Origin of the sequence: Variovorax glacialis, assembly GCF_051216375.1 — a bacterium.
In the GTDB taxonomy this organism is placed as follows: Bacteria; Pseudomonadota; Gammaproteobacteria; order Burkholderiales; family Burkholderiaceae_C; genus Variovorax.
In genome coordinates this window covers 145,859-167,492 of sequence record NZ_JBPJZT010000001.1, presented here as the reverse complement: position 1 = coordinate 167,492, position 21,634 = coordinate 145,859, and the positions used below count along the sequence as shown (strand labels likewise).

General features: G+C 66.7%; 16 protein-coding genes. 9 read left to right on the top strand and 7 right to left on the bottom strand.

What is annotated here, in order from left to right:
* Window positions 1-32 precede the first annotated feature (32 nt).
* Window positions 33-6,461 (top strand): PAS domain-containing protein, encoded by a 6,429-nt coding sequence (locus tag ACSFBL_RS00820; protein ID WP_435513833.1) that lies wholly within the window; start codon window positions 33-35, stop codon window positions 6,459-6,461.
* A 13-nt stretch (window positions 6,462-6,474) separates the two neighbouring features.
* Window positions 6,475-7,218 (top strand): response regulator, encoded by a 744-nt coding sequence (locus tag ACSFBL_RS00815; RefSeq protein WP_435513832.1) that lies wholly within the window; start codon window positions 6,475-6,477, stop codon window positions 7,216-7,218.
* Here the strand turns inward: ACSFBL_RS00815 and ACSFBL_RS00810 are convergent.
* On the bottom strand, window positions 7,179-7,589 hold the full coding sequence (locus tag ACSFBL_RS00810; RefSeq protein WP_435513831.1) for a DNA-binding transcriptional response regulator: 411 nt from the start codon (window positions 7,587-7,589) through the stop codon (window positions 7,179-7,181). The genes ACSFBL_RS00815 and ACSFBL_RS00810 overlap by 40 nt on opposite strands.
* 255 nt (window positions 7,590-7,844) lie before the next feature.
* Between ACSFBL_RS00810 and ACSFBL_RS00805 the strand changes: the two genes are divergently transcribed.
* Together ACSFBL_RS00805 and ACSFBL_RS00800 are read left to right on the top strand one after the other, a co-directional pair.
* A complete protein-coding gene (locus tag ACSFBL_RS00805) occupies window positions 7,845-8,609 on the top strand; it encodes a helix-turn-helix domain-containing protein (protein WP_435513830.1) in 765 nt (254 codons plus the stop codon).
* A 104-nt stretch (window positions 8,610-8,713) separates the two neighbouring features.
* Complete coding sequence (locus ACSFBL_RS00800; RefSeq protein WP_435513829.1) at window positions 8,714-9,091, top strand: FlxA-like family protein; 378 nt, start codon at window positions 8,714-8,716, stop codon at window positions 9,089-9,091.
* Window positions 9,092-9,107: 16 nt separating this feature from the next.
* On the opposite strand, the gene ACSFBL_RS00795 is transcribed toward ACSFBL_RS00800, so the two are convergent.
* Genes ACSFBL_RS00795 through ACSFBL_RS00785 form a run of 3 tightly spaced genes read right to left on the bottom strand, consistent with a single transcriptional unit; the run spans window position 9,108 to window position 12,687 of the window.
* Window positions 9,108-10,493: a chloride channel protein gene (locus ACSFBL_RS00795; protein ID WP_435513828.1), complete on the bottom strand. Its 1,386-nt coding sequence runs from the start codon at window positions 10,491-10,493 to the stop codon at window positions 9,108-9,110.
* A 29-nt stretch (window positions 10,494-10,522) separates the two neighbouring features.
* Complete coding sequence (locus ACSFBL_RS00790; RefSeq protein WP_435513827.1) at window positions 10,523-11,080, bottom strand: SCO family protein; 558 nt, start codon at window positions 11,078-11,080, stop codon at window positions 10,523-10,525.
* A complete protein-coding gene (locus ACSFBL_RS00785; RefSeq protein WP_435513826.1) occupies window positions 11,077-12,687 on the bottom strand; it encodes a linalool dehydratase/isomerase domain-containing protein in 1,611 nt (536 codons plus the stop codon). Before ACSFBL_RS00785 ends, ACSFBL_RS00790 begins: the two co-directional genes overlap by 4 nt.
* Window positions 12,688-12,921: 234 nt before the next feature.
* On the opposite strand from ACSFBL_RS00785, the gene ACSFBL_RS00780 reads away from it, so the two are divergent.
* A complete protein-coding gene (locus ACSFBL_RS00780; protein WP_435513825.1) occupies window positions 12,922-13,584 on the top strand; it encodes a TetR/AcrR family transcriptional regulator in 663 nt (220 codons plus the stop codon).
* Between the two features lie 34 nt (window positions 13,585-13,618).
* Here the strand turns inward: ACSFBL_RS00780 and ACSFBL_RS00775 are convergent, their stop codons facing one another.
* Both ACSFBL_RS00775 and ACSFBL_RS00770 read right to left on the bottom strand, forming a co-directional pair.
* Entirely contained in the window at window positions 13,619-15,220 is a 1,602-nt protein-coding gene (locus ACSFBL_RS00775; protein ID WP_435513824.1) for an MFS transporter, read from the bottom strand.
* 8 nt (window positions 15,221-15,228) lie between these two features.
* Window positions 15,229-16,563, bottom strand: a complete 1,335-nt coding sequence (locus ACSFBL_RS00770; RefSeq protein ID WP_435513823.1) for an HlyD family secretion protein — start codon at window positions 16,561-16,563, stop codon at window positions 15,229-15,231.
* 207 nt (window positions 16,564-16,770) lie between these two features.
* On the opposite strand from ACSFBL_RS00770, the gene ACSFBL_RS00765 reads away from it, so the two are divergent.
* Window positions 16,771-17,196: a cupin domain-containing protein gene (locus ACSFBL_RS00765; RefSeq protein WP_435513822.1), complete on the top strand. Its 426-nt coding sequence runs from the start codon at window positions 16,771-16,773 to the stop codon at window positions 17,194-17,196.
* Between the two features lie 13 nt (window positions 17,197-17,209).
* Entirely contained in the window at window positions 17,210-17,665 is a 456-nt protein-coding gene (locus ACSFBL_RS00760; protein ID WP_435513821.1) for a carboxymuconolactone decarboxylase family protein, read from the top strand.
* Window positions 17,666-17,748: 83 nt separating this feature from the next.
* Here the strand turns inward: ACSFBL_RS00760 and ACSFBL_RS00755 are convergent, their stop codons facing one another.
* Window positions 17,749-19,197, bottom strand: a complete 1,449-nt coding sequence (locus tag ACSFBL_RS00755) for an efflux transporter outer membrane subunit (protein ID WP_435513820.1) — start codon at window positions 19,195-19,197, stop codon at window positions 17,749-17,751.
* A 288-nt stretch (window positions 19,198-19,485) separates the two neighbouring features.
* Here ACSFBL_RS00755 and ACSFBL_RS00750 point away from each other — a divergent pair, with 288 nt between their 5' ends.
* Both ACSFBL_RS00750 and ACSFBL_RS00745 read left to right on the top strand, forming a co-directional pair.
* Window positions 19,486-20,037, top strand: a complete 552-nt coding sequence (locus ACSFBL_RS00750; RefSeq protein ID WP_435513819.1) for a flavin reductase — start codon at window positions 19,486-19,488, stop codon at window positions 20,035-20,037.
* A 40-nt stretch (window positions 20,038-20,077) separates the two neighbouring features.
* Window positions 20,078-21,631 carry a 4-hydroxyphenylacetate 3-hydroxylase N-terminal domain-containing protein gene (locus ACSFBL_RS00745; RefSeq protein WP_435513818.1) on the top strand — a complete coding sequence of 518 codons (1,554 nt, stop codon included), beginning with the start codon at window positions 20,078-20,080 and terminating at the stop codon, window positions 21,629-21,631.
* Window positions 21,632-21,634: the final 3 nt, after the last annotated feature.

Sequence of the window (21,634 nt, the reverse complement as noted above, 5' to 3'; positions counted from 1 at the left end):
CATCCATCGGGAAATTCGCGTCCAATCCGGGCATGGACGATCCTCCCGTTCAAATCCTGAGCGGTGCCGCGGCCCCGGCGACGGAGATTCAGCTGCACGACGATGGGGACGCGCGCCTGATGCGGCACTCGGGCGGCGCCGCGGGACGCTACCTCTCGCGCCGCACGCGCGCGCATCCGAGCCTGGCATCGCTCCAGCGGATGCAGCATGAGTTCCTGTTGCGCGCGAGCCTGCAGACGTCCTGGGCCACCGTGCCCTCTGCGCTGGTTGCCACCGAGGAACGGCAGGAACTGCGGATGACGGATCCCGGAGGCCTGCTGCTCGAGCACGCCATCGGCGAGCCTTGGGAGATCGACCGCTTTCTGCGCGTTGCGGTCGGGGTCGCCGAAGCGCTTCGACGATTTCACGACGCCGGACTCGTGCACAGGGATCTTCGCCCCGTCAACGTGTTCGTCGACATGTCGAGTGGGCACGCCTGGCTCAGCGGCTTTGCCAACGCCGCCGCTTCGCACGGCAATGCGTCGACGGCCGCGGGGGAAGGCCCCGGCACCTCGGCGCTGTCCCACGCGTCGCCCGAGATCAGCGGGCGAATCAACCATGGCGTCGATGCCCGCAGCGATCTCTATTCGCTCGGCGTCCTGCTCTATCAAATGTTGACGGGGCGACTGCCCTTCATGGCCGCGGACGCTCGCGAGCTGATCCATGCGCACCTCGCCAAGCCGCCGCCGGCGCCGACGACGATCGTGGACAGCGTGCCGCCCATGCTGGAGCGCATCGTGCTCAAGCTGCTGTCCAAGGCAGCCGAGGACCGATACCAAAGCGCGGCGGGGGTGGAAGCGGACCTGCGGCTGTCCTTGCACGCCTGGTCGACGCGCAGGCAGATCGATGCGTTTGCGCTCGCGTCATCGGAAAGCCGCAGTCGACTGCGTGTGCCGGAGCGACTCTATGGACGGGATCGCGAGCTCGAAGCGCTGCGAAACGCGCTCGCACAGGCGGCATCGCAAGACCGGGTCAAGATCGTGCTGCTGTCCGGGTACTCGGGCATCGGCAAATCGGCCCTCGTCGCCGAGTTTCAGCGATCGATGCCTGCAGGCAGCGGATTCTTCGCTTCGGGCAAGGCGGACCAGTACCAATCCGGCGTACCCCATGCCACCTTGGCGCAGGCCCTTCAGGCCCTCCTGAACCCGCTCCTTTCGCTGCCTCCCGTCGAGCGTGAAGCCTGGCAAGCACGGCTGAACGAGGCCGTGCTCGCCAACGGCCGAATCATCGCGAACATGGCGCCCCAGCTGCTGGAGCTTCTCGGTCCGCAGCCATCGCTCCCGGAGCTGTCGCCGCGCGACCATCAGGTCCAGTTCCAGACGACGCTGAGCCGGTTTCTCAAGGTCTTCGGCTCGGAACCGCTGCCGTTGATCCTGTTCCTGGATGACCTTCAGTGGACTGACAGTGCGACGCTCGAAGCCATCGACCACGCCTTGCTTGCCGAGTCAGGCCTGAAGCTGCTGCTCCTGTGCGCCTACAGGAGCAACGAGATCGAGTCCAATCGTCCGCTGGCAGCCTGGCTGGAAAGACTGCGAGCCCGCGTGGCGGACATCGAGGAAGTGTTCCTCGCGCCGCTTCTGGCCGGAGAAATTGCCAAACTGGTCGGCGACACGCTCGCCCGCGCGCCGGAGACCTGCGCGGAGGTCGCGCAACTGGTGTATCGGGCCAGTGCCGGTAACCCCTTCTTTGCCACGCAGTTCATCAGCGGGCTCTCGGACGAAGGGCTCTTCGAGCGACGCAACGATTCGGGCGACTGGGTCTGGGACGTGACACGGCTTCGCATCCACCCCCATCAAGCCGACTTGCCTGCACTGATGATCGAGCGGATCCGCAAGCTGCCGGTGACAACGCGCAAGACCTTGAGGCTTCTCGCATGCCTGGGCATCCGCAGTCCGGCGGCGACCCTGGCGCATGTGGCCGGACTGACGCAGGACGACCTGCACGCGGCGCTGTGGCCCGCCGTCATCGGAGGCCTGTGCCTTCGATCACAGGGCGAATATCGATTCCTTCATGACCGTGTTCAGGAGGCCGCCTATGCAATGATCCCGGAAGACCGACGCGCGGCCGCGCATCTCGAGATCGCCCGTTGCCTGCGCGGAATGGCGATGGCGGCCTCCGATCGCATCGCGGACGCGGGAGGCTTCGACCTCGTGCGGCAGTTCAATCTCGCAGCTGCCGCATTGGGATCGCAGGCGGAACGCGACGAGATTGCCGAGCTGAACCTGAAGGCGGCGCGAAATGCGCTGACGGCGACGGCGCATGCCGCGGCCCGCGGCTTCGCAACGGCAGGCATCGATCTGTTGGGACCGGAAGGTCGCGTACGGCAGCGGCGCATCAGCTTCGAGCTCGAACTGACTTGCGCGGAAAGCGACTTCCTCGCGGGTCTGGTCGAACCCGCCGAGCGTGCATTGCGGTGCCTCATGCGGGGCGAACGCACTGCCCTCGAAAGCGCAGCCATCGGACGACGGCTGATCGAGCTCTACGTCGTGAGTTCTCGCTACACCGAGGCCGCGGAGCAGGCCGTCAGCTGCCTGAAACGCCTGGGGGTCGATATCGATCTCCACCCGGCGATCGAGGAGGTGGAGCGCACATTTGCCGAAACGATGGCGCTGCTCTCGGAAGGCCCCATCGAAGCACTTGTGGACCTGCCTGTGTCGTCGGACCCCGAGGTTGCCGCGGCCATGAACGTGCTGGGGGAGATCTTCTCCTTCTCCTACTTCACCGATGCCGGACTGGTGGTCGTGCATCTCTGCCGGATGGTGCGGCTGACTTTGCAGCACGGGTTGACGCCTGCGTCGGCGCAAGGATTCGCCTGGTTCGGCGTCATGATCGGCCAGCACTTCGGACGCTACCTGGAGGGCTACCGGTTTGCGGAACTGGCCCGCTGCATCGTCGACAGGCAGGGCTTCGCCGCGAGCGAGGCGAAGACCGTCCTCGCGTTGCAGCTCGCAAGCGTCTGGGCCAGACCGATCTCCGTCGCTGTCGATACCGGCCGCGCGGCACTTGCGGCGGGCATGGACCGCGGCGACATGGCCGTCGCCTGCTGGGCCTGTCACCACACCGTCAACGATCTGTTGGTCCGAGGCGACCGTCTGGAAGACGTTGCAAGGGACATCGAAGGCCATCTCGCGTTCGTTCGCCGCGCGCAGTTCCGCGACGTCGTCGATGAACTAGTCACTCAACAGCGCTTCGTGGCGGCATTGCGGGGCCTGACGCCGGTGCTCGGCACCTTCGATGGCGACGGTTTCGAAGAAGCCGAATTCGAAGCGAGGTTCGACGATGGGCGCATGCCGACGCTGGTTTTCTGGTACTGGGTCTTCAAGGGACAGCTTCGGTTCATCGCCGGAAGATTCGAAGAAGCCCGCGAAGCGCTTCGGAAGGCGACACCCTGGATGTCCTCGGCCGTCCAGAGCCAACTGGTGAACTACCACCTGTACGCGGCGCTCGCCGCCGGCGCCGGTGCGGGCGTGTCGACACCGGAGGCGAGGGCGCGGACCTGCGCCACTGTCATGGCGCACCTTCAACAGCTGAGGGCCTGGCGTGACTGCAACCCTGCAACTTTCGCGGACAAGAGCGAACTGGTCGAGGCTGAACTTGCGCGCTGCGAGGGCCGGGACCTGGCTGCCGAGCTTCACTTCGAGGAGGCCGTTCGCCTCGCGCGCGCCAATGCCTGTACCTGCACCGAAGCACTGGCCAACGAAATGGCAGCGAACTTTCATGCTGGAAGGGGCCTGGCCACTGTCGCGCAGGCCTACCTGCGTCAGGCGCACTACGCCTACATGCGGTGGGGCGCCGTCGGCAAGGTCAAACTCGTCGAGCGCGAAAACCCCTGGCTCTCCGAGAAGGCGCCTGCGGGGTCGGTCGCCTCGCCGGGCACCTCCGTCGAATCGCTCGACTTCGAAACGGTCCTCGCGGTCTCGGAGGCCATTTCCAGCGAGATCGACTCCGAACGCCTGACAGAGACCCTGATGCGCGTGGCGCTCGAGCACGCCGGGGCCGAGCGCGGACTCCTGTTCCTGCACGGCCCGGGCGGCATGCAGTTCGAGGCACAGGCGGAGGTCTTCGGCGACTGCGTCCGGGTCGTTCGCCCCGATGGCGTGAATCCGCAGGTGCCCCTGCCGGCGTCGGTGCTGGACTTCGTGGGGAAGAGCCTGCAGACCGTTCTGCTCGACGATGCAGCCCATTCGGCGGAGCACGCGGGCGAGCCCTATTTCCAGCGGCGGGGGACGCGGTCAGTGCTGTGCCTGCCATTGATCGAGCAGGCGCGCCTGGCCGGCGTCCTCTATCTCGAGAACGACCTGATCACCGGCGCCTTCACGAGCAAGCGCATTGCAGTGCTGAGGCTGGTGGCCGCGCAGGCCGCCATCGCGCTGGAAAAAGCCCGGCTCTATCGCGACCTGAAGCGCGAGAACCACGAGCGCCAACTGGCGGAGGAGAGCGCCGATCGCACCGCGCGTGCGCTCCGAGAGAGCGAGGGGCGATTCCGCGCGATGGCTGACGCCACGCCGGACGTCATATGGATCACGGAGACCGAGCCGGTGCGCGTGCTCTACGCAAGTCCCAGCTTCGAGCGCATATGGGGCGTCAGCCTGGAACGGCTCTACCAGGATCCGCGCGTATGGATGGAGGGCATCCATCCCGACGACCGACCCGCTGTTCGCGCCGCCTTCGGTGAATGGGTCCGATCGGACGGCAGTGCAAATTGGAACGTCGAATTCCGCGTGGTCACGCCCTCGGGAGATATTCGCTGGATCCACGAGCGCGGTGTCTTCCTGCGCGAGGAGAGTGACGGTCCGCGCCGGGTCAGCGGCATCTCCACGGATGTGACGGAACAGCGGACCGCGGTGCTTGCGCTGCAGCAGTCGGAGAGACGCCATTCGCTGGCCATGGAGGCTGCGCGCGACGGGCACTGGGACTGGATCGCCGAGACGGATGAGTACTACGCCTCGCCGCGGATGCTCGAGATCTACGGATTTCCCCCGGACACCCACTTCAATGGAAGGCAGGACTTTCTCGACCGCTTTCCTTTCCATCCCGAGGACCGTCCCCGGTGGGAGGCTGCGGCGGCGGAGCACTTCGCGAGCGGAAGATCGCGCTTCGAGTTCGAGCTCCGGTTGCTTCGCCATGGCGAGGTGCGCTGGATCCACACGAATGGGCTGCTGTCCCGCGATGACCAGGGTCGACCCAGGCGGTACACCGGTTCGGTCAGCGACATCACCGAACGGAAGGCGGGGGAGGCCGCCCTCCGGCGCGCGGAAGCCGCGATCCAGCAGATGCAGAGGCTCGACGCTGTGGGCACCCTCGCGGGCGGCGTGGCCCATGACTTCAACAACATCCTTGCGGTCATCCTCGGCTTCGGCGAAGCGTCCATGAAGAACACGCGGCCAGGCAGCAGGATGCGCCGCGATCTGGAACGAATCCTGTCGGCTGGAGAGCGGGGGCGCGCACTGGTGGAGCGCATCCTCACGTTCAGTCGAAGCAGTGTCGGTGCACGCGTCGTGGTGCACGTCGAGAGCGTCGTGGCGGAGTCGCTCGCAATGCTGGAGGCCATGCGGCCCCCGCATGTGGAAGTGACGGCGCGGCTTGGTTCCGGCGGCGCGACCATGATCGGCGACCCCACCCAGGTCCACCAGCTCCTGATGAACCTCGCGACGAACGGCATCCAGGCGATGCGGTCCTCCGGCTGCCTGCAGATCGATCTCTGCTGCGCCACCATCGAACAGGGAAGGATGGCCACCACGGGGCCGTTGGCGTCGGGTCACTACATCGTGCTGTCGGTGCGTGACGATGGTGCGGGGATCGACCCGAGCATTCGAGACCGGATCTTCGACCCGTTCTTCACGACGAAGGACGTCGGCACCGGCACGGGGCTCGGTCTCTCGCTCGTCCATGGCATCGTCACTGAACTGGGCGGCGCGATCGATGTGTCGACCGAACTCGATGTCGGCAGCTGCTTCACGGCCTTCCTGCCCCGCGCGGGCGAGAAGGCGGCGCAGCGCGTACAGCTGCCACTGCCGGTGGCACGGGGCAACAACGAGCGGATCCTGATCGTCGACGACGAGGAGCCCCTCGTCCAGTTGACCAGCGACATGCTGGCCGAACTCGGCTATCGACCCGAGGCTTTCACTTCGGCTGAACTGGCGCTGGAGGCCCTTCGAAGGGACGCCGGGTCCTTCGATGCCATCATCACGGACTTTCGGATGCCCCATATGTCCGGCATGGAATTCATCGATGCCGTGAGAGGGCTGGACGTGAAGGTCCCGATTCTCCTGGTGAGTGGATTCCTGGCTGGATCGACGGCTGAAAAGGCTCGCAAGCTCGGCGCCGACGTCATCCTTGCAAAGCCGATCGCGCGGCACGATCTCGCCATGGCCCTCTCGGACGCGTTGCGGGTCGCGCCGCAGTCCGAGCCAGCATCATGAGAGGTGACCCGTCATGCAGGCCTTGAGCTCGACATCGCCCGCCCATGTGATCGCCGTCGATGACGATCCCCATGTGCTCGACCTCATCAGCAGCTACCTCGGCGACCATGACTTTCGCGTGAGTACGGCAACGAACGAAAGCGAGATGACCGGGCTCATGGCCCGGGACTCGGCAGACATCGTCGTGTTGGACCTTCGGCTCGCACGAGAGGACGGGCTTGAGATCGCCCGCCGCCTTCGCGAGCGCTCCAAGGTCCCGATCATCATATTGACCGGCCGGCTCGACGAGGCAGACCGGGTCATGGGGCTCGAACTGGGTGCCGACGACTACGTCACCAAGCCGTTCTCACCCCGAGAGCTCCTCGCACGCGTTCGCGCATTGTTGCGCCGCACCCGGATGCACGAGCGCGTGTCCGACACGCTCGCAAGCGTGCGGGCCTATCGCTTCGCCGGCTGGGAGCTCAACATCCGGCTGCGGCGATTGACTTCCCCGCTCCAGCGCACCGTGATGTTGAGCAACAGCGAGTTCAACCTGCTAGTCGCGTTCCTGACCGCCCCGCGGACGGTATTGGATCGCGAGCGTCTGCTCGAATCGTCCCGGCTTCACAACGCCGAGGTGTTCGACCGGGCCATCGACGTTCAAGTCGGTCGCCTGCGCAGGAAGATCGAGCCTGATCCGAAGGCGCCGACATTCATTCGCACGGCGCGCGGCAAGGGCTATTCCTTCGACGCTCTTGTCGATGTGCTCCGGGGCTGACGCCTGACCATGCCCGGCATGGCCAGCGACTGCCGGACTGCGGCGAGCAATTGACGTTGGGTGAATGGCTTCGGAAGGACCGCGGCCACGCCGAGTTCGTTGGCAAGCTGGACCGAGCCACCCTGGCCCGCGCGAAATCTCGCCGACAACAGCAGGATCGGGATGCTCGGATGCGTCTGGACAAGCCGGACCAGAAGTGGCGAGGCAGCGCGAGGGTTCGCGACGTCGGCGACGATGAGGTCGACCGCACCGATCGTGGAAGGCACGGAATGCACCTCCACAACGTGACGCGCATCGCAAAGCCACCGCCGCACGAGTTCACGCACGAGCTGGTCTCCCTCGATCACCGCAATGCGGCGCGCATTGGTCATTGCGTGGGGTTCCCCTTGGTGTCATTTCGCATTGGACCCGAGTTGGGTGTTTCCAATCACGCAAAGTGCCAGCGCCCGCGTGTCAATTGACATGGGTCGCCAACGCGGCGTGTGTGTGTCAGATGACAAACCGAGTTCGGCGATCAGACATCGTGCAGGGGCGGAATGAGATCAAGCTGATGGCCATTCCTCCACAAAGAAACCGGAGTTCCCATGAGAACGCATGCTGCCCCTGCCTGGCCCGGCTCCTCGGCGATGAGCATCCTGATTTCGCATTCGAACGCTCTCATTTCTGCCGGCCTGGTGGCGACGATGCAGAAGTTGCGCGACTGCGAAATCCAGTGCAACACGGAGGGGGATGGCATCGACTTCGCCAACCGGCTCGACGACATCGACTTGATCATCGCCGACTCCGCCTCGCTGCCGCAGTCGACGCAGGGTCACGCCGGGGCGTGGGCCGCACCCGCGCGCGTGCGGCCGCAGATCGTCCTTTTGACAGCGGCGAGGGATGACGCGCCAGGGGCACAGCCCCTGCCTCACGGCGTCAGCGCATGCCTGCCGCACAGCTGCGGCCAGGACGATCTGTTGAGGACGGTGTGCAGCCTGATGGGGACCATCGTCCTGCCTCGCACGATCGGTGACCCGCGTGCCGGCGTGAACGCCGCTCGCAAACGCGGCGCCTCTCCGCGAGGCGGTATTGCGCCGTCGGCGCTGCAACGTGTCCGCGCACACATCGACCAGAATCTGTGCGAGCACATCGACGTCGCTCAACTGGCTGCCATGACCGGTCTCTCGGCGTGCCACTTCTCGCGTGCCTTCAAGCAGAGCGTGGGTGTCCCGCCGCATCGGTACGTGCTGTCGCGCCGCGTGCAGGCAGCGGCGGCCCTGGTCAGGTCCACCGACAGGCCGATGTCCGATATCGCCTTGGAAGTCGGATTCTCCGACCAGAGTCATTTCACCCGGGTCTTTACGGCGCACATGGGTGCGTCGCCGCGCCGGTTCCGGTATCTCCATCGATGATGTGCCGAGACCCTATTTGCAAGAGGCGGTGCGCTTGCTGCCGACAGGCCTTCAATTTTCATGAAGCCTGCCGATATCCCTTCAACGTTGTGAATGGAGATCAGATGGTCGCGGCAATCGGTTCGGTCAGCAGTGGGTCCAACTTCAGCGCTGGAAGGATCAGCGCCCAGATCGTGGCGCTGCAGAAGCAGGCCAACGCCTTGATGAAGCAGGCGCGCGGCCTTCAGGAGGATTTGCGATCCATGGCCCCGGGCGATGCACGGGAGGCGGTCCAGAAGCAGCTGACCGAGCTGTCAAGGCAGATCCAGATGATTCAGGAGCAGATCGCACGGCTCCAGCAGGACGCCGCCAAGGCCGGCAAGGAAAACGGGGTCGTCGCTGCCATGGAGGGGGTCGCCAGTACGAGCAAGAAGACCGCCAGCGGCAGCGCCCGAGTTGCCGTCGTGACCACTGTCGGCGGCCGGGTGGATACCACGGCGTAGTGTGGCAAGCCTCCGTTCACACCCCTCCGGCTCGCTCGCCTGAATCGTTGCCTTCGCTTGCTTGCGATGACGGCGAACGCATCGGCTCGACCGTGCCGATGGCCCGGCCGACCATGTGCTCGGCCAGCGTGTCATAGAGCGGGCGACTGATCATGCGGGAGATCAGGCTGGCCAGCATGGCGGCGGCCATCAGGCTGAGCACCATCGAGTGCCCGTCCACCATCTCCATGACGATGATGAAGGCCGTGAGCGGCGCCTGCGTCACCGCGGCCAGGAAGCCGGCCATGCCCATCGCGATGAGCGCCGGCGCGAGCTCGCTGCGGGTCAGCTGCCCCACCGCGTCGCCGATGCCCGCGCCGATGGACAGCGACGGCGCGAAGATGCCGCCCGGGACACCGCACCAGGCCGTGAGCCAAGTGGCCACGAACTTGAGCACGGTATAGAGCGGCGTCAGACCCTCATGGCCTTGCAGCATCTGCTTGACCGCATCCGAGCCGGCGCCGAAGGTGACACCGCCCGTGACGACCCCGATGACGGCCACTGCCAAGCCGCCGATGGCAGCGAAGCGAACCGGGTAGCGCGCCCTCCAGCGGTTGATCCGTTGCGGCGCGCCCGTCAGCGACGCGATCAGCAATCGCGCGAACACGCCGCCCATGATGCCGCTGACCAACGTGACCAGCAGCCCGGGGCCGAGTGCATCCCAGCCTAGCCGGGGCACACGGATCACGCCGAAGTAGCTCAGGTTGCCGAAGGCCGACACCGCGACGAGGCCGGCCAGCACGATGGCCGTGATGATCAGTCCGCTGGAGCGAGCCTCGAGCCGCCCCGACAGCTCTTCGATGGCGAATACCACGCCCGCCAGCGGCGCGTTGAAGGCGGCCGCGATGCCGGCTGCTCCGCCGGCCACCAGCAGCGCGCGCGCATCGATGGTGGTGTCAGGGGACAGCCAGCGCCGCGCATGCTGCATCACACCTGCTGCGACCTGCACCGAGGGGCCCTCGCGACCGATCGACAGGCCGGCCGCGAAGCCGGCGGCACCAAGGCCGATCTTTGCGACGGTGAGTCTGAGCGACGCGAACATGAAGCGCTGCTCGCGGGGCAGGTCAGGGTGCAGCGCTGCCTTGATCTGCGGAATGCCGGAGCCGCCCGCGCCGGGGAAGAAGCGCAGCGTGAACCACACGATGCCGGCCGTCAGCAACGGGGTGGTCAACAGCACGGCCCACGGCCAGGCGCGATAGAAGCGGTGGAACTCGCCGAAGACCCAGTCGCTCGCGAGCGTGAAGACCACGACGAACAGCCCGGCCGCGATCGCATAGCCAAGCACGATGGCGCGGTCGAGCCAGACGCGGGCGCCGGACAGCTCGGCGCGCAAATGCTCAAGAAAGTCCGGTTCGTGGTTCATCGGCGCCGATGAACCTCAATCCCAAGCAATCATGTGAAGGTCGATGTCAGCCTGCGGGCCATGGTGACTGGATCGATAGTGTCGCCGAAGTGGGCGAGGTACCGCCCCTCGCGGTCGAGCAGGTAGCTGATGGCGGTGTGCGGCACGACATAGCCGCCGGGTGCCTCCGCATCCTCCTTCCGCGTGGCGAAGATCCGGAAGTTTGCCTTGGCGCTGTCGACCTGCGCCTGCGTGCCGGTCAGTCCCACGAAGGCGGGGTGGTAGCCGGCGAGGAAGGTGCGCATCCGCGCCGGCGTGTCGCGCGCCGGATCGACACTGATGTAGAGGGGCTGCAACCGTGCTGCTTCATCGCCGAGAAGTTCGAGCGTACGCGTCAGTTTGGCGAGCTCGCGCGGGCACACCACGGCGCAGTGGGTGAAGCCGAAGAAGATCAGCTGGAAGCGGCCCGCATAGCTGCGCTCGGTGACCGGCTGGCCGAAGTGATCGACGAGGTCGTAGGCGCCTTTCACGGGTGGCGTCACGGCGGCGGTAGGCGCGCCGCCGCAGCAGCAAGCGGGCGCGGCACCCGTGGAGGTAGCGGTGCTCATTGCAGCTCCCACGCCAGGACCAGGTCGGTGCTGCGGTCCAGATCGAGCGCCAGCGTCATCCGGCCGTCCTCGACACTCATGCCGACGCTCTCGCGATCGACCTGCACACCGTCGCGCAGGACCAGGCACCGGCGATGGGCGTCGACACGATCGATGATCATCGCCAGGGACTGCAGGCCCGCGTTGCGCGGGCTGATCGTCAAGGCCAGCGCCTGCGCCTCCGCGTCGAAGCGCGCGCGCAGCAGGTCGAAGCCCGGTGAGATCGCGCGCACGGCGGGTTGCTCGAAGTGGCTCGCATCCCAGGGCCTTTCATACAGCGTGCGCAGGCCGTCGGCGACGTTGAGCCGCGCATAGGCGATCAGTGCATTGCCGGTCAACGGGTCCATGTAGCGCATGTGGCCTTCGACATCCCAGCTCGCATCGTGGCGCGGGTAGTAGAGGCCGCCGTCGGACCAGGTCGGGTCCATGTAGAGGTCGGCATGCGCCAGCAGGCCGTCCAGCAGGGGCTGGTTGCCGAGCTCCGAGGCCCAGATCGCCGCGTAGCCGAATTCGGGCGCGCCGAAGTTGTACGCCGTGTCCTCGTCGGCGGGCGGCGCCGCGCCCGCGGCCAACGCTTCTCGCCACGCCTTCACGACGGTCGGCGGTCGCAGCGACACCGTGCCGTCGGCATGGTGCTTGAACCAGTCCGCGGCCTGCACCGGTGCGAGCGACTGGATCATCTCGGAATTCCAGGCATTCATCACCGCGCCCAGCCAGGTGTCCGACATGGCCCGGCCGGGCGAGAAGAACACTTCCTGCTTCTGGCGCCAGAAATACTGGAAGTGGCCGTGTTCGTCGAGCATGCCCTTCTGTTGCCAGGCGGCGCGGTAGCTCGAGGTCGCTTCCTCGGCGAGTTGCGTGCCGTGGCGCAGGTCATGGAACCGGAAGCCGAGCATCGGGAACTGGTTGCAGATCAGGAAGATGCAGTTCGGCTCGCAGGCAACGCCGAGCCAGCCGTTCTCGACCATCTGCCAGTAGATCGTGTCGTTGATCTTCCTGAAGTCGTATTCGAACTTCTGAGGACCCATCCCATAGAAGATCGGCTGGTGAACGAAGGTGAGGGCGCCCGGCTGCGCATAGCGGTCGTCGTCGAACAGGACCGCGTACATGCCGGTCATCGCGTGCAGGTGGCCGCTGTACATGATGTTCTCCTTCACGACCGGATCGATCCACGGCGTTCGCAACTCGGTGAGGCCCGGATCGAGGAAGGGGCCCGACTGGCTCGTCTCCTTCCAGTAGCCCCAGACATCGCGCCGAAGCATCTTGCGGATCAGCGTCTGCATGAGCGGCTGGAAGACGCACGGGGCAGCGGGCAGCCGGTGGTAGTGCGCAAGTCCGAGCGCATAGACCATCTTGGCGAGCTGGTAGCGATAGGCGTCGAGCCATTCTTGGCCCGGGTCTGCAGTGCCCATCAGCGACCAGTCGCCGTCAGGTCGGGCGGCAAGGTTCTCGATGTGGCGCAGGTGGCCGAGCTGCAACTTGTCGAGGCGCGGCGACCGGGCGTCGCATTGCCGCGCCTGCGCAATCAGCACATCGTTGTCGGTGAGGGTGGCGGGATTCGAGGACATCGGCATCGCTCCGTTGGAGATGGCGCCACGCGAGTCGTGTGCCGGGTCGGCATCATAAATGATCGCGTTCAATTAAACTGTGAGCGATTGTCAGGCCAGGCGGCGACGGCCATCCATCACGCTGAGCGGGAAGGGCCGCGAACTGCTGCAGGACCCCGCCGTGCAGGCGGCCTACCTCGGCATGTGAGGCCACCCTATACTTTTCTCCGCCACCCTCACCGATCCCTCTGCGCCATGTCATTCCGCGAACCCAAGAACGAAGTACTCAGCCGTGCACGGACGGCGGAGGACAAGGCCAAGGTCAGGGACGCGTTCATCGCGGCTGGTCGCCGACTGCTGGCCGAAGGAGATCCTTCGCGGGTCTCGCTTCGGATGATCGCCGCGGAAGCAGGGTATGCGCCCGGCGCGATCTACCAGTACTTCGCCGACCAGCGCGAACTCTTCTTCCATGTGCGTGCGCGCGACATGCATGCCGCGACGGAGCAACTGCGCAGGCTCATCGCCCGTACGCGCGACCCCGCGAAGCGTGTGCAGAAGCTGTTCGTCGGCACCGCGGACTACTGGCTGGCGCACATGGACGATTTCCTGATCATCTTTCCGGCACCGTCGGCGCAGGACCCGAAAGTGGCACCGGGTGCGGTCCCGTTCGGCAAGTCCCCGGTCGTGCAGGAGAGCCTCGATCTCTACTACGAGACGGTCGATGGATTCTTCCGGACCTTGCCGCGCCCCCCCATGCCTTCCCGTCTTGCGACGGACATGCTGATTGCCGCCGTTCACGGTGCGATCGTCTTCCCGTGCATGACGCGCACGATGGAATGGTCGGACACCCGCGCGATGGTGAACCAGCTCGTGACGACAGTGGTTCGGCAATGGGAATCCGCCGGACAAGATGGATGAGCCCATCGTTCGCGCGGACTCTGCGCAACGTGGGTCACGCCGAGGCCGTACCGGCACGGCGCAGGTGGCGCAGCACCCGTTCCGCCAATACCGCCACCAGGCACAGTCCGGCCACGGCGGTGATGGCGACGAAGTAGTCCAGCGCGGCCATGAAGCTCGACTGCTGCAGAAGCAGGCCGTTGATCGTCGCGGTCGCCATGCGGGCCGCCGCCTCCGCGTCGTGCGTGGCGCCGAAGCGCAGCGCGAGGATGCGCAGCGTGTCCTGCAGCGCCAGGCTCGAAGGACCGAGCGCCTCGCCCAACTCCACGTAGTGCAGGGTCGTGCGCCACTGGATGAACAGCGTCGCGACGCACATGCCCGCGGCCACGCCGAACTGCGCAATCACGTTCTTCACCTGGTTGGCGTGCGAGAACAAGGCTTCGTCGCGCTGCAGGTCGCGAAAGGTCTGCACGGCAGTGGTCGACAGCACCGCGATCACGAAAGCGCCGTTGCACAACAGGGCCGGCAACAGATGCGCCACCGGATCCACCGTCTCGCTCAGACGCCCCAGCAGGACGCCGCAGGCCGCCAGCAGCGAGAAGCCCAGCACGTAGTAGCGTGTCGGCCCCGGATGGCGCGGCACCAGCCGGGCTAGCAGGATCCACACGATCACGCCGCCGAGCGCACCGACGGCCACGTAGCGGCCGATGACTTCGAGCGGCAGGTTCATCCCTCGCAACAGCAGCAGCGGGACGGCCGTGTTGTTGCCGCCCAGCAGCGCATAGCTCACACCGAAGGCGGCCAGGCCGATCAGGTAGCGGCGCTGCGACATCTCGTGCAGGCGGATGGCTGGCATCTCGCTGCGCAGCAACAGCCACACCGCGAGGACGAGCGCGAGCAGCCCGATCGACCCATAGGCATACAGCGCTGGCCGCTCGGCGTAGAAGTCGAAGGCGCTGCGCTGCAACGCGAACAGGATGAGCGCGCTGCCGCCGGCCAGCGTGACGAGGCCGCGCGCATCGAAGGGCGCGCGCGCCGGCGGCGGCAGGTGCGGCAGCGAGAGTTCGCCGAAGAGTGCGATCAACGCCGCGGGTACCACCTGCGCCGAGAAGGCGAGCCGCCAGTCCTGCACCGACAGCGCCACAGATGCCAGCAGCGGCCCGCACACACCGCCCCAGGCGATGCCCGAAGCGAAGAACTTCACGCCGGTGAATCGACTGGCCGAAGGCGGTATGCGATTCACCAGCACCCGCCCCGCCGTAAAGAAAGAGGCGCAGCCCAGCGCCGTGACCAGCCGTCCGGCGGCGAAGGAGGCCAGCGAGTCACTCGTGGCGCAAACGATCGCGCCGGCCGCGAAAAGAAGGCTCGCGCAGCGCATGAACCAGCGCCAGCCCATCCGCTCGACCAGCCAGCGGTGGTTGAAGATCATGCCGATCGCGGTGACGGCGTAGAAGGTGGCGACCAGGCTGTATTCCTCCGGGCTCGCGCCCAGGTCGCCCATGATCGGCGCGGCGTTGAAGGCGAAGACGCCCGTCTGCAGGAAGTCGCTGAAGGGCAGGGCGCCAATGAGCAGCAAGAGCGCCATCCGCTGCACGCGGGACGCTACAGGCGTCGGCGACGACGCTGCGCCAGTGGGCATGGAGGGCATCGAAGACATGGTTCGCTTCAGCGGGGCACTCGGGCGACCACGAGGTGCCCGTGCTCCTCGTACGAGTGCGAGCCCGGCCGAGATATCGGAGGGCGACCCGTGCCTCTCCTGTCCTTCGATGCCCCAGCGGTGTTCTCCGCTAGGTTCTCGCCGATGATCCGTCGCACTGCCTCGTCGGCTGCGCGGTCATCGCCGCCGGGTACGGTCGTCACGGCCGCCGTGGGCCGCGCGACCTCGTCGAGCCGCGGTCCGTCGGTGCGCCGCGTCTCGACCGACACTTCCACCGACAGCCCGATGCGCAGCGAATGGGCCGCTACTTCGCGCGGGTCCAGCAGGATGCGAACAGGCACCCGCTGCACGACCTTGATCCAGTTGCCTGTCGCGTTCTGCGCAGGCAAGAGCGCAAACGCCGCGCCGGTGCCCGCACCCAGCCCGGCGACCGTGCCGTGGTAGTGCACGTCGTCGCCGTAAAGGTCGGACACCAGCGTCGCCGACTGGCCGACGCGCAGATGGCGCAACTGGGCCTCCTTGAAGTTGGCATCCACCCAGATGCCGTCCAGCGGCACCACCGTCATCAGGCCAACGCCGGCCTGCACCCGCTGGCCGACCTGCACACTGCGCCGCGCCACGAAGCCGTCGACGGGCGCGTTCACCTCGGCGCGGTGCAGGGCGAGGTAGGCCTCGCGCACGCGCGCCGAGGCCCGCAGCACGTTCGGGTGGCGTTCGATGGTCGTGCGGTCCGTCAGCGACATGTTGGCCGCGAGTTGGGCCTGGGCGGCACGCGCGGCCGCGCGGGTCGACGCGAGCGCGCTGCGCGCCGATGTCAGTTGCGTGTTGGCATGCTCGAATTCCTCACGCCCGACGGCGCCGTCCTCCACCAGCGCCTCGCGACGCTGCGCGTCCACCTGGGCCCGTGCAAGCTCCGATTCGAGCCGACTCACTTCCGCCTGCCGCAAGGCGATCTGCGCGCCGAGCACCTCGTTGTTGGCGTACAGCGTGCGAACTTCGCGCACCGTCTGCGCGAGTTGCGACTCGGCCTGATCGAGCGCCACGCGCGCGTCGGACGGGTCCAGGCGCACCAGGGGCTGTCCCGCGCGCACGAAGTCGGTGTCGTCGGCCCGCACTTCCAGCACGGTGCCGGCGATCTGCGGCGTGATCTGGATCACGTTACCCTGCACGTAGGCGTTGTCGGTGGTCACCGTGCCTCCGGGACCGAGCATCCGGTAGCCGGCGTAGCCGAGGATGGCGAACAGGGCAAGGACGCAGAGGGTCAGGGTGAACGCGCGGCGCGATGGGGTGCCCGCGGCGGCGGCCGGTGCAACGGGGACGGGGTCTGGGCGCGGTGTGTTCATGACCAGGGTTCCTGGATGCTCCGATGGTCGGACGCGTGCCGCCGCGCTTCTTTCATGAATCGCGTCGCATTGGACGAAACCGATCACGCAACGCGGCCTCCGCCATCTGTTGCTCGAACGCGGCCAAACACGCCGGCTTTGTTCCATCGCGCGAAGAGCGTTGGCGCCACGATCTCCGCTTGTTCGATCACACCGCAGGAGAACGGCATGCCGCTTCGAAGATCCGCCATCGTCCTGACTCTCGCCTGCACGGGAGCCCTGCTCTGTCACGCACCGCCGGCGGGCGCGCACGAGGCCGGCGAAGAGACCGCGTCGCCCAAGTTCTCACAGGCGCTGCCCAACGTGCCGGGCAAGACCTTCGCCACGGCCATCGTCGACTTCCGGCCGGGCGCGAAGGCGAAGCCGCACCGCCATGGCGAGGCCTTCGTCTACGCCTATGTGCTCAAGGGGTCCGTGCGCAGTGCTCTGAACGACGAGGCGCCGCGCGTCTACCGCACCGGCGACAACTGGTTCGAGCCGCCAGGCGCTCGCCATCCGATGACGGAGAACGCGAGCCAAACGCAACCGGCGCGCCTGCTGGTGGTGTTCGTCGCGAACACCGGCGACGCGCTCAAGATCCCCGATCAACCTTGAAAGAGAAAGCACCATGGAACAACGCCTGGACCATCAAGCCATCGCGCCAGAGGGCATGCGCAGCCTCGGCGGCGTCTACATGTACGTGCGCAAGTCGGGCCTGCCACACGAACTGGTCGACCTCGTGTACCTGCGCGTGTCGCAGATCAATGGCTGTGCCTACTGCGTGTCCTCGCACTCGCGCGACCTGCTGAAGGCCGGCGTTCCGATCGGCACCTTGCTGATGCTGACGACCTGGCGCGAGGCCGGCGCGGTGTTCTCCGCCCGGGAGCGCGCCGCGCTGCAGTGGGCCGAATCGCTCACGCAGGTGTCGCAGACGCACGCACCCGACGACGACTACGCAGCGCTGTGCGAGCAGTTCACCGAGCGCGAGCGCGTGGACCTGAGCCTGGCCATCGGTCTCATCAACACCTTCAACCGGCTGGCGATCGGCTTCCGCAAGACGCCGGAGGCCGTGTCGGCCGCCTGACGGGGAGCGCTCGATGCCACGGGCCGCGCCGGGCCCGTCGTCATTGATTGGCGTTCATTGGGTCGTCCTTGCCGGGCGGTCCTTCAGTACGCTCGATCGCTGTTCGCGGACGCGGTGTAGCCACCGCCGAGCGCCCGCATCAACTCGGCCTGCCCGTCGAGGGCGCGTCCCCGCAGGTCGGCGGCGGCGCGGCGTTGCGCCAGCACGCTCGACTCGGCCGTCAACACGACGAGATACGAGCCGATCCCCGCCTTGTAGCGTTGCACCGCAAGCCCGTAGGCGCGTTCGGCAAAGGCCTGCGCACGGGTCTGGTCCTGCTGCTGGCGATCGATCGATTGCAGTGCCAGGATCCGATCGGCCGCATCGCGGACCGCCTCCAGCACCGCGGCGTTGTAGGCGCCGATGGCCGCATCGAGTTCGGCCGCCTTGGCGCGCTGGTTGGCGCGCAACCGTCCGGCATCGAAGATCGGAAGTCGGATCGCAGGGCCGATGCCGTACTGACGGCTTCCGCTTTCGAGCAGGTTGCCCAGGCCGAGTGCGCTGAAGCCCGCGAAGCCGATCAGGTTCACGCTGGGATAGAAGTCCGCATGGGCGACGTCGAGTTCGCTGGCGGCGACTTCGGCGCGCCGTCTTGCGGCAGCGATGTCGGCGCGGCGGCCGAGCAGATCCGCCGGTACGCTGGACGGCAGCGGCGCGGGACTGAGTTGCACCATGCGCGGCGCCAGTCCCGCGAGCGCCGACGCAGGCTGCACGGTAAGCGCAGCGAGCGCGTTACGGCGCGAGTCGATCTGTTCGTGCAGTGCCTCGATCGACTGGCGGCTGTCGGGGATGGCCCCTTCCGCCTGCTGCAGGTCGACCGCGGTGTCGAGACCCGCGCTGGTGCGGTGTCGCACCAGCGTAAGCACTTCGGCGCGCTGGGACAGCGCGCGTTCGGCCACTTCGCGCAGCGCCAGCAGCCGCGCCATCTGGACGTAGGTGCGGACCACCTGGGCGGCGAGCAACAGGCGCGCCATGGCGGCATCGGCCTGCGTCGCGCGGACCGTGCCGAGCGCCGCTTCGAAAGCCGCGCGATGCCGGCCGAAGAAGTCCAGCTCCCAGACCATCGCGAGTTGCGCGGTCGCGAGGTGCTGCCGCGTGCCCGCGACGGTGAGCGGGTAGAGCGCATGCTGCGGAAAGCGCTGCAGCGTGTCGTCGTAGCGGGCCACGACCAGCGGCCAGTCTTCGCTGTCGATGCGATCGGCCAGCGCGTTCGCACGCCGCAGACGGGCCTCCGCGATGACCAGCGAAGGGTTGTCCTCGAGGGCCTTGTGGACGAGTGCATCGAGCGCTGGGTCATTGAAGACCCGCCACCAGTCTTCATCGACCGGCACCGGCGCAGCGTCTGCGGTCACGCCGAGTGCGGCGATGTCCAGCCGGGCCGCCGGGGGATCGAGCTTCGCCGGCAACGCGCAACCCGCGAGCAGCAGCGCGGTCGACGCCATGGCGGCGATGCCGCCAGCCCTACCGCGACGGCATGCATGGCGAGCGTTCATGGAGGACCTCCGGATTTCGTTGGCCCATGTTCGGCTCGGCGATGCGATTCTTCTTTGACGATTCGCTTCAATCTGGCGCAGAACGATCACGAAGAAGGGACGGCGCGCCAACAGTGCACGGCGACCGCGTGTCCGGCCGCGCGTCCTCTGGCAACGGCCGACCCTTGATCGGGGAATAGTGTCTATTCCGCTGCGACCAATGGTGCCGCGAGCCTGCGCCGCCTACTATTTTCCTCACCCGCAGAGACCAGTCCGGCCTCTGTCCCAACGGCCCTGAGGAGCGCAGACATGACCCACCATGGATTGAACGATGCAGTCGAATCACTGGCCGAGGGAGCTGTCTCGGACATCGAGTTCCGCGATGCCCTGGCACGCGCGGTCACGGCGGTGACCGTCGTGACGACGGCCGGTCCTGCCGGCATCGCCGGGGTGACCTGCTCCGCCGTTGCCTCCGTCTGTGCCGATCCACCCACGCTGCTGGTGTGCATGAACCGGCGAAGCTACGTCAACGGCGTCATCAAGACCAACGACGTGCTTTGCGTCAACTGGCTCAGCGCGCATCAGCGCGGCACCTCCGACGTGTTCGCGGGCGTCGGCGGCGTTCCGATGACCGAGCGCTTCGAGATGGGCGGCTGGCGCACCCTGGCCACCGGTGCACCCTACAGCGAAGACGCACTCGTCGCGCTCGACTGCCGCGTCGTCAGCGCGACCGAGGTCGGCACCCACAGCATCTTCATCGCGCGCGTGCTGGCGACTGCAGCACACCCCGAAGAGCACCGCGATCCGCTCGTGTATTGCAAGCGGACCTATGCAACCACCCAGCCGACCGCTCATGCCTGAGCCAACGGTTTCTTTCGTCACCACCAACCAAGGAACAGCCATGCTGAGAACCGGAAAGCAATACCTCGAGTCCCTCAATGACGGCCGTGTCGTCTGGGTCGGCAACGAGAAGATCGACAACGTCGCGACGCATCCGAAGACCCGCGACTATGCCCAGCGCCACGCCGACTTCTACGACCTGCACCATCGCCCCGACCTGCAGGATGTGATGACCTACGTCGACGAGGCCGGCGAGCGGCGTTCGATGATGTGGTTCGGTCACCGCACCAAGGAGGAGCTCAAGAAGAAGCGCCGCTATCACGAAACCGTGATGCGCGAAATGATGGGCGCATCGTTCCCGCGGACGCCGGACGTCAACAACTACGTGCTGACCACCTACACCGACGATCCGATGCCCTGGCAGACGCAGTCGATCGGCACCGAGGGCCAGCCGCTGGCACAGAACATCCTCGCGTTCGCCGAGTTCGTGCGCGTGCGCGACCACAACTGCGCGCCCAACTTCGTCGATCCGCAGATGGACCGGTCGAGCCCCGATGCGCAGGCGAGGTCGCCGGGCCTGCGCGTGATCGAGCGCAATGAACGGGGCATCGTGGTCGATGGTGTGAAGGCCGTGTCGACCGGCACCGCCTTTGCCGACTGGGTCCACATCGGCGTCTTCTTCCGCCCGGGGATTCCGGGCGACCAGATCATCTTCGCTGCCGTGCCGGTGGCGACCAGGGGCGTGAGCGTCGTGTGCCGCGAGAGCCTGGTGAAGGAGGATGCGATCGAGCATCCGCTGGCCTCCAAGGGCGATGAGCTCGACGGCATGACCGTCTTCGACCACGTCTTCATCCCCTGGTCGCACGTCTTCCATCTCGGCAATGCCGAGCATGCCAAGCTGTATCCGCAGCGGGTCTTCGATTGGCTGCACTACCACGCCCTTGTGCGCCAGATGGTCCGCGCCGAACTGATGGCCGGGCTCGCCGTGCTCGTCACCGAACACATCGGCACGAGCAAGATCCCGGCGGTGCAGACGCGGGTGGCCAAGCTGATCGGCTTCCACCAGGCGATGCTGGCGCACGTGGTGGCGAGCGAGGAACTCGGCTTCCATACGCCGGGTGGGCTCTACAAGCCGAACATCCTGATCTACGACTTCGGCCGCGCGCTGTACCTCGAAAATTTCTCGCAGATGATCTACGAGCTGGTCGACTTGTCGGGCCGAAGCGCGCTGCTCTTTGCCACCGAGGATCAGTGGGAGGACTCGAAGCTCAATACGCTTTTTGAGAAGATGAACACCGGGCCGGTCGGCAGGCCGAAGGACCGCCTTCGCATTGGCCGCGTGATTCGCGACCTGTTCCTGACCGACTGGGGCAACCGGCTCTTCGTGTTCGAGAACTTCAACGGCACGCCGCTGCAGAGCATTCGCATGCTGACGATGCAGCGCGCCGAGTTCTCGGGTTCCGGCACCTACGGCAAGCTGGCGCGCCAGGTCTGCGGCATCGAGTCCGAGATCGACGACAACACCGACTACAAGGCCACGGCCGACTACGCGAAGGCGATGGACGCCGCGCGGCACCAGGAAAAGCTCTCGCTCGGCAGCACTCTCGCGATCTGAGAC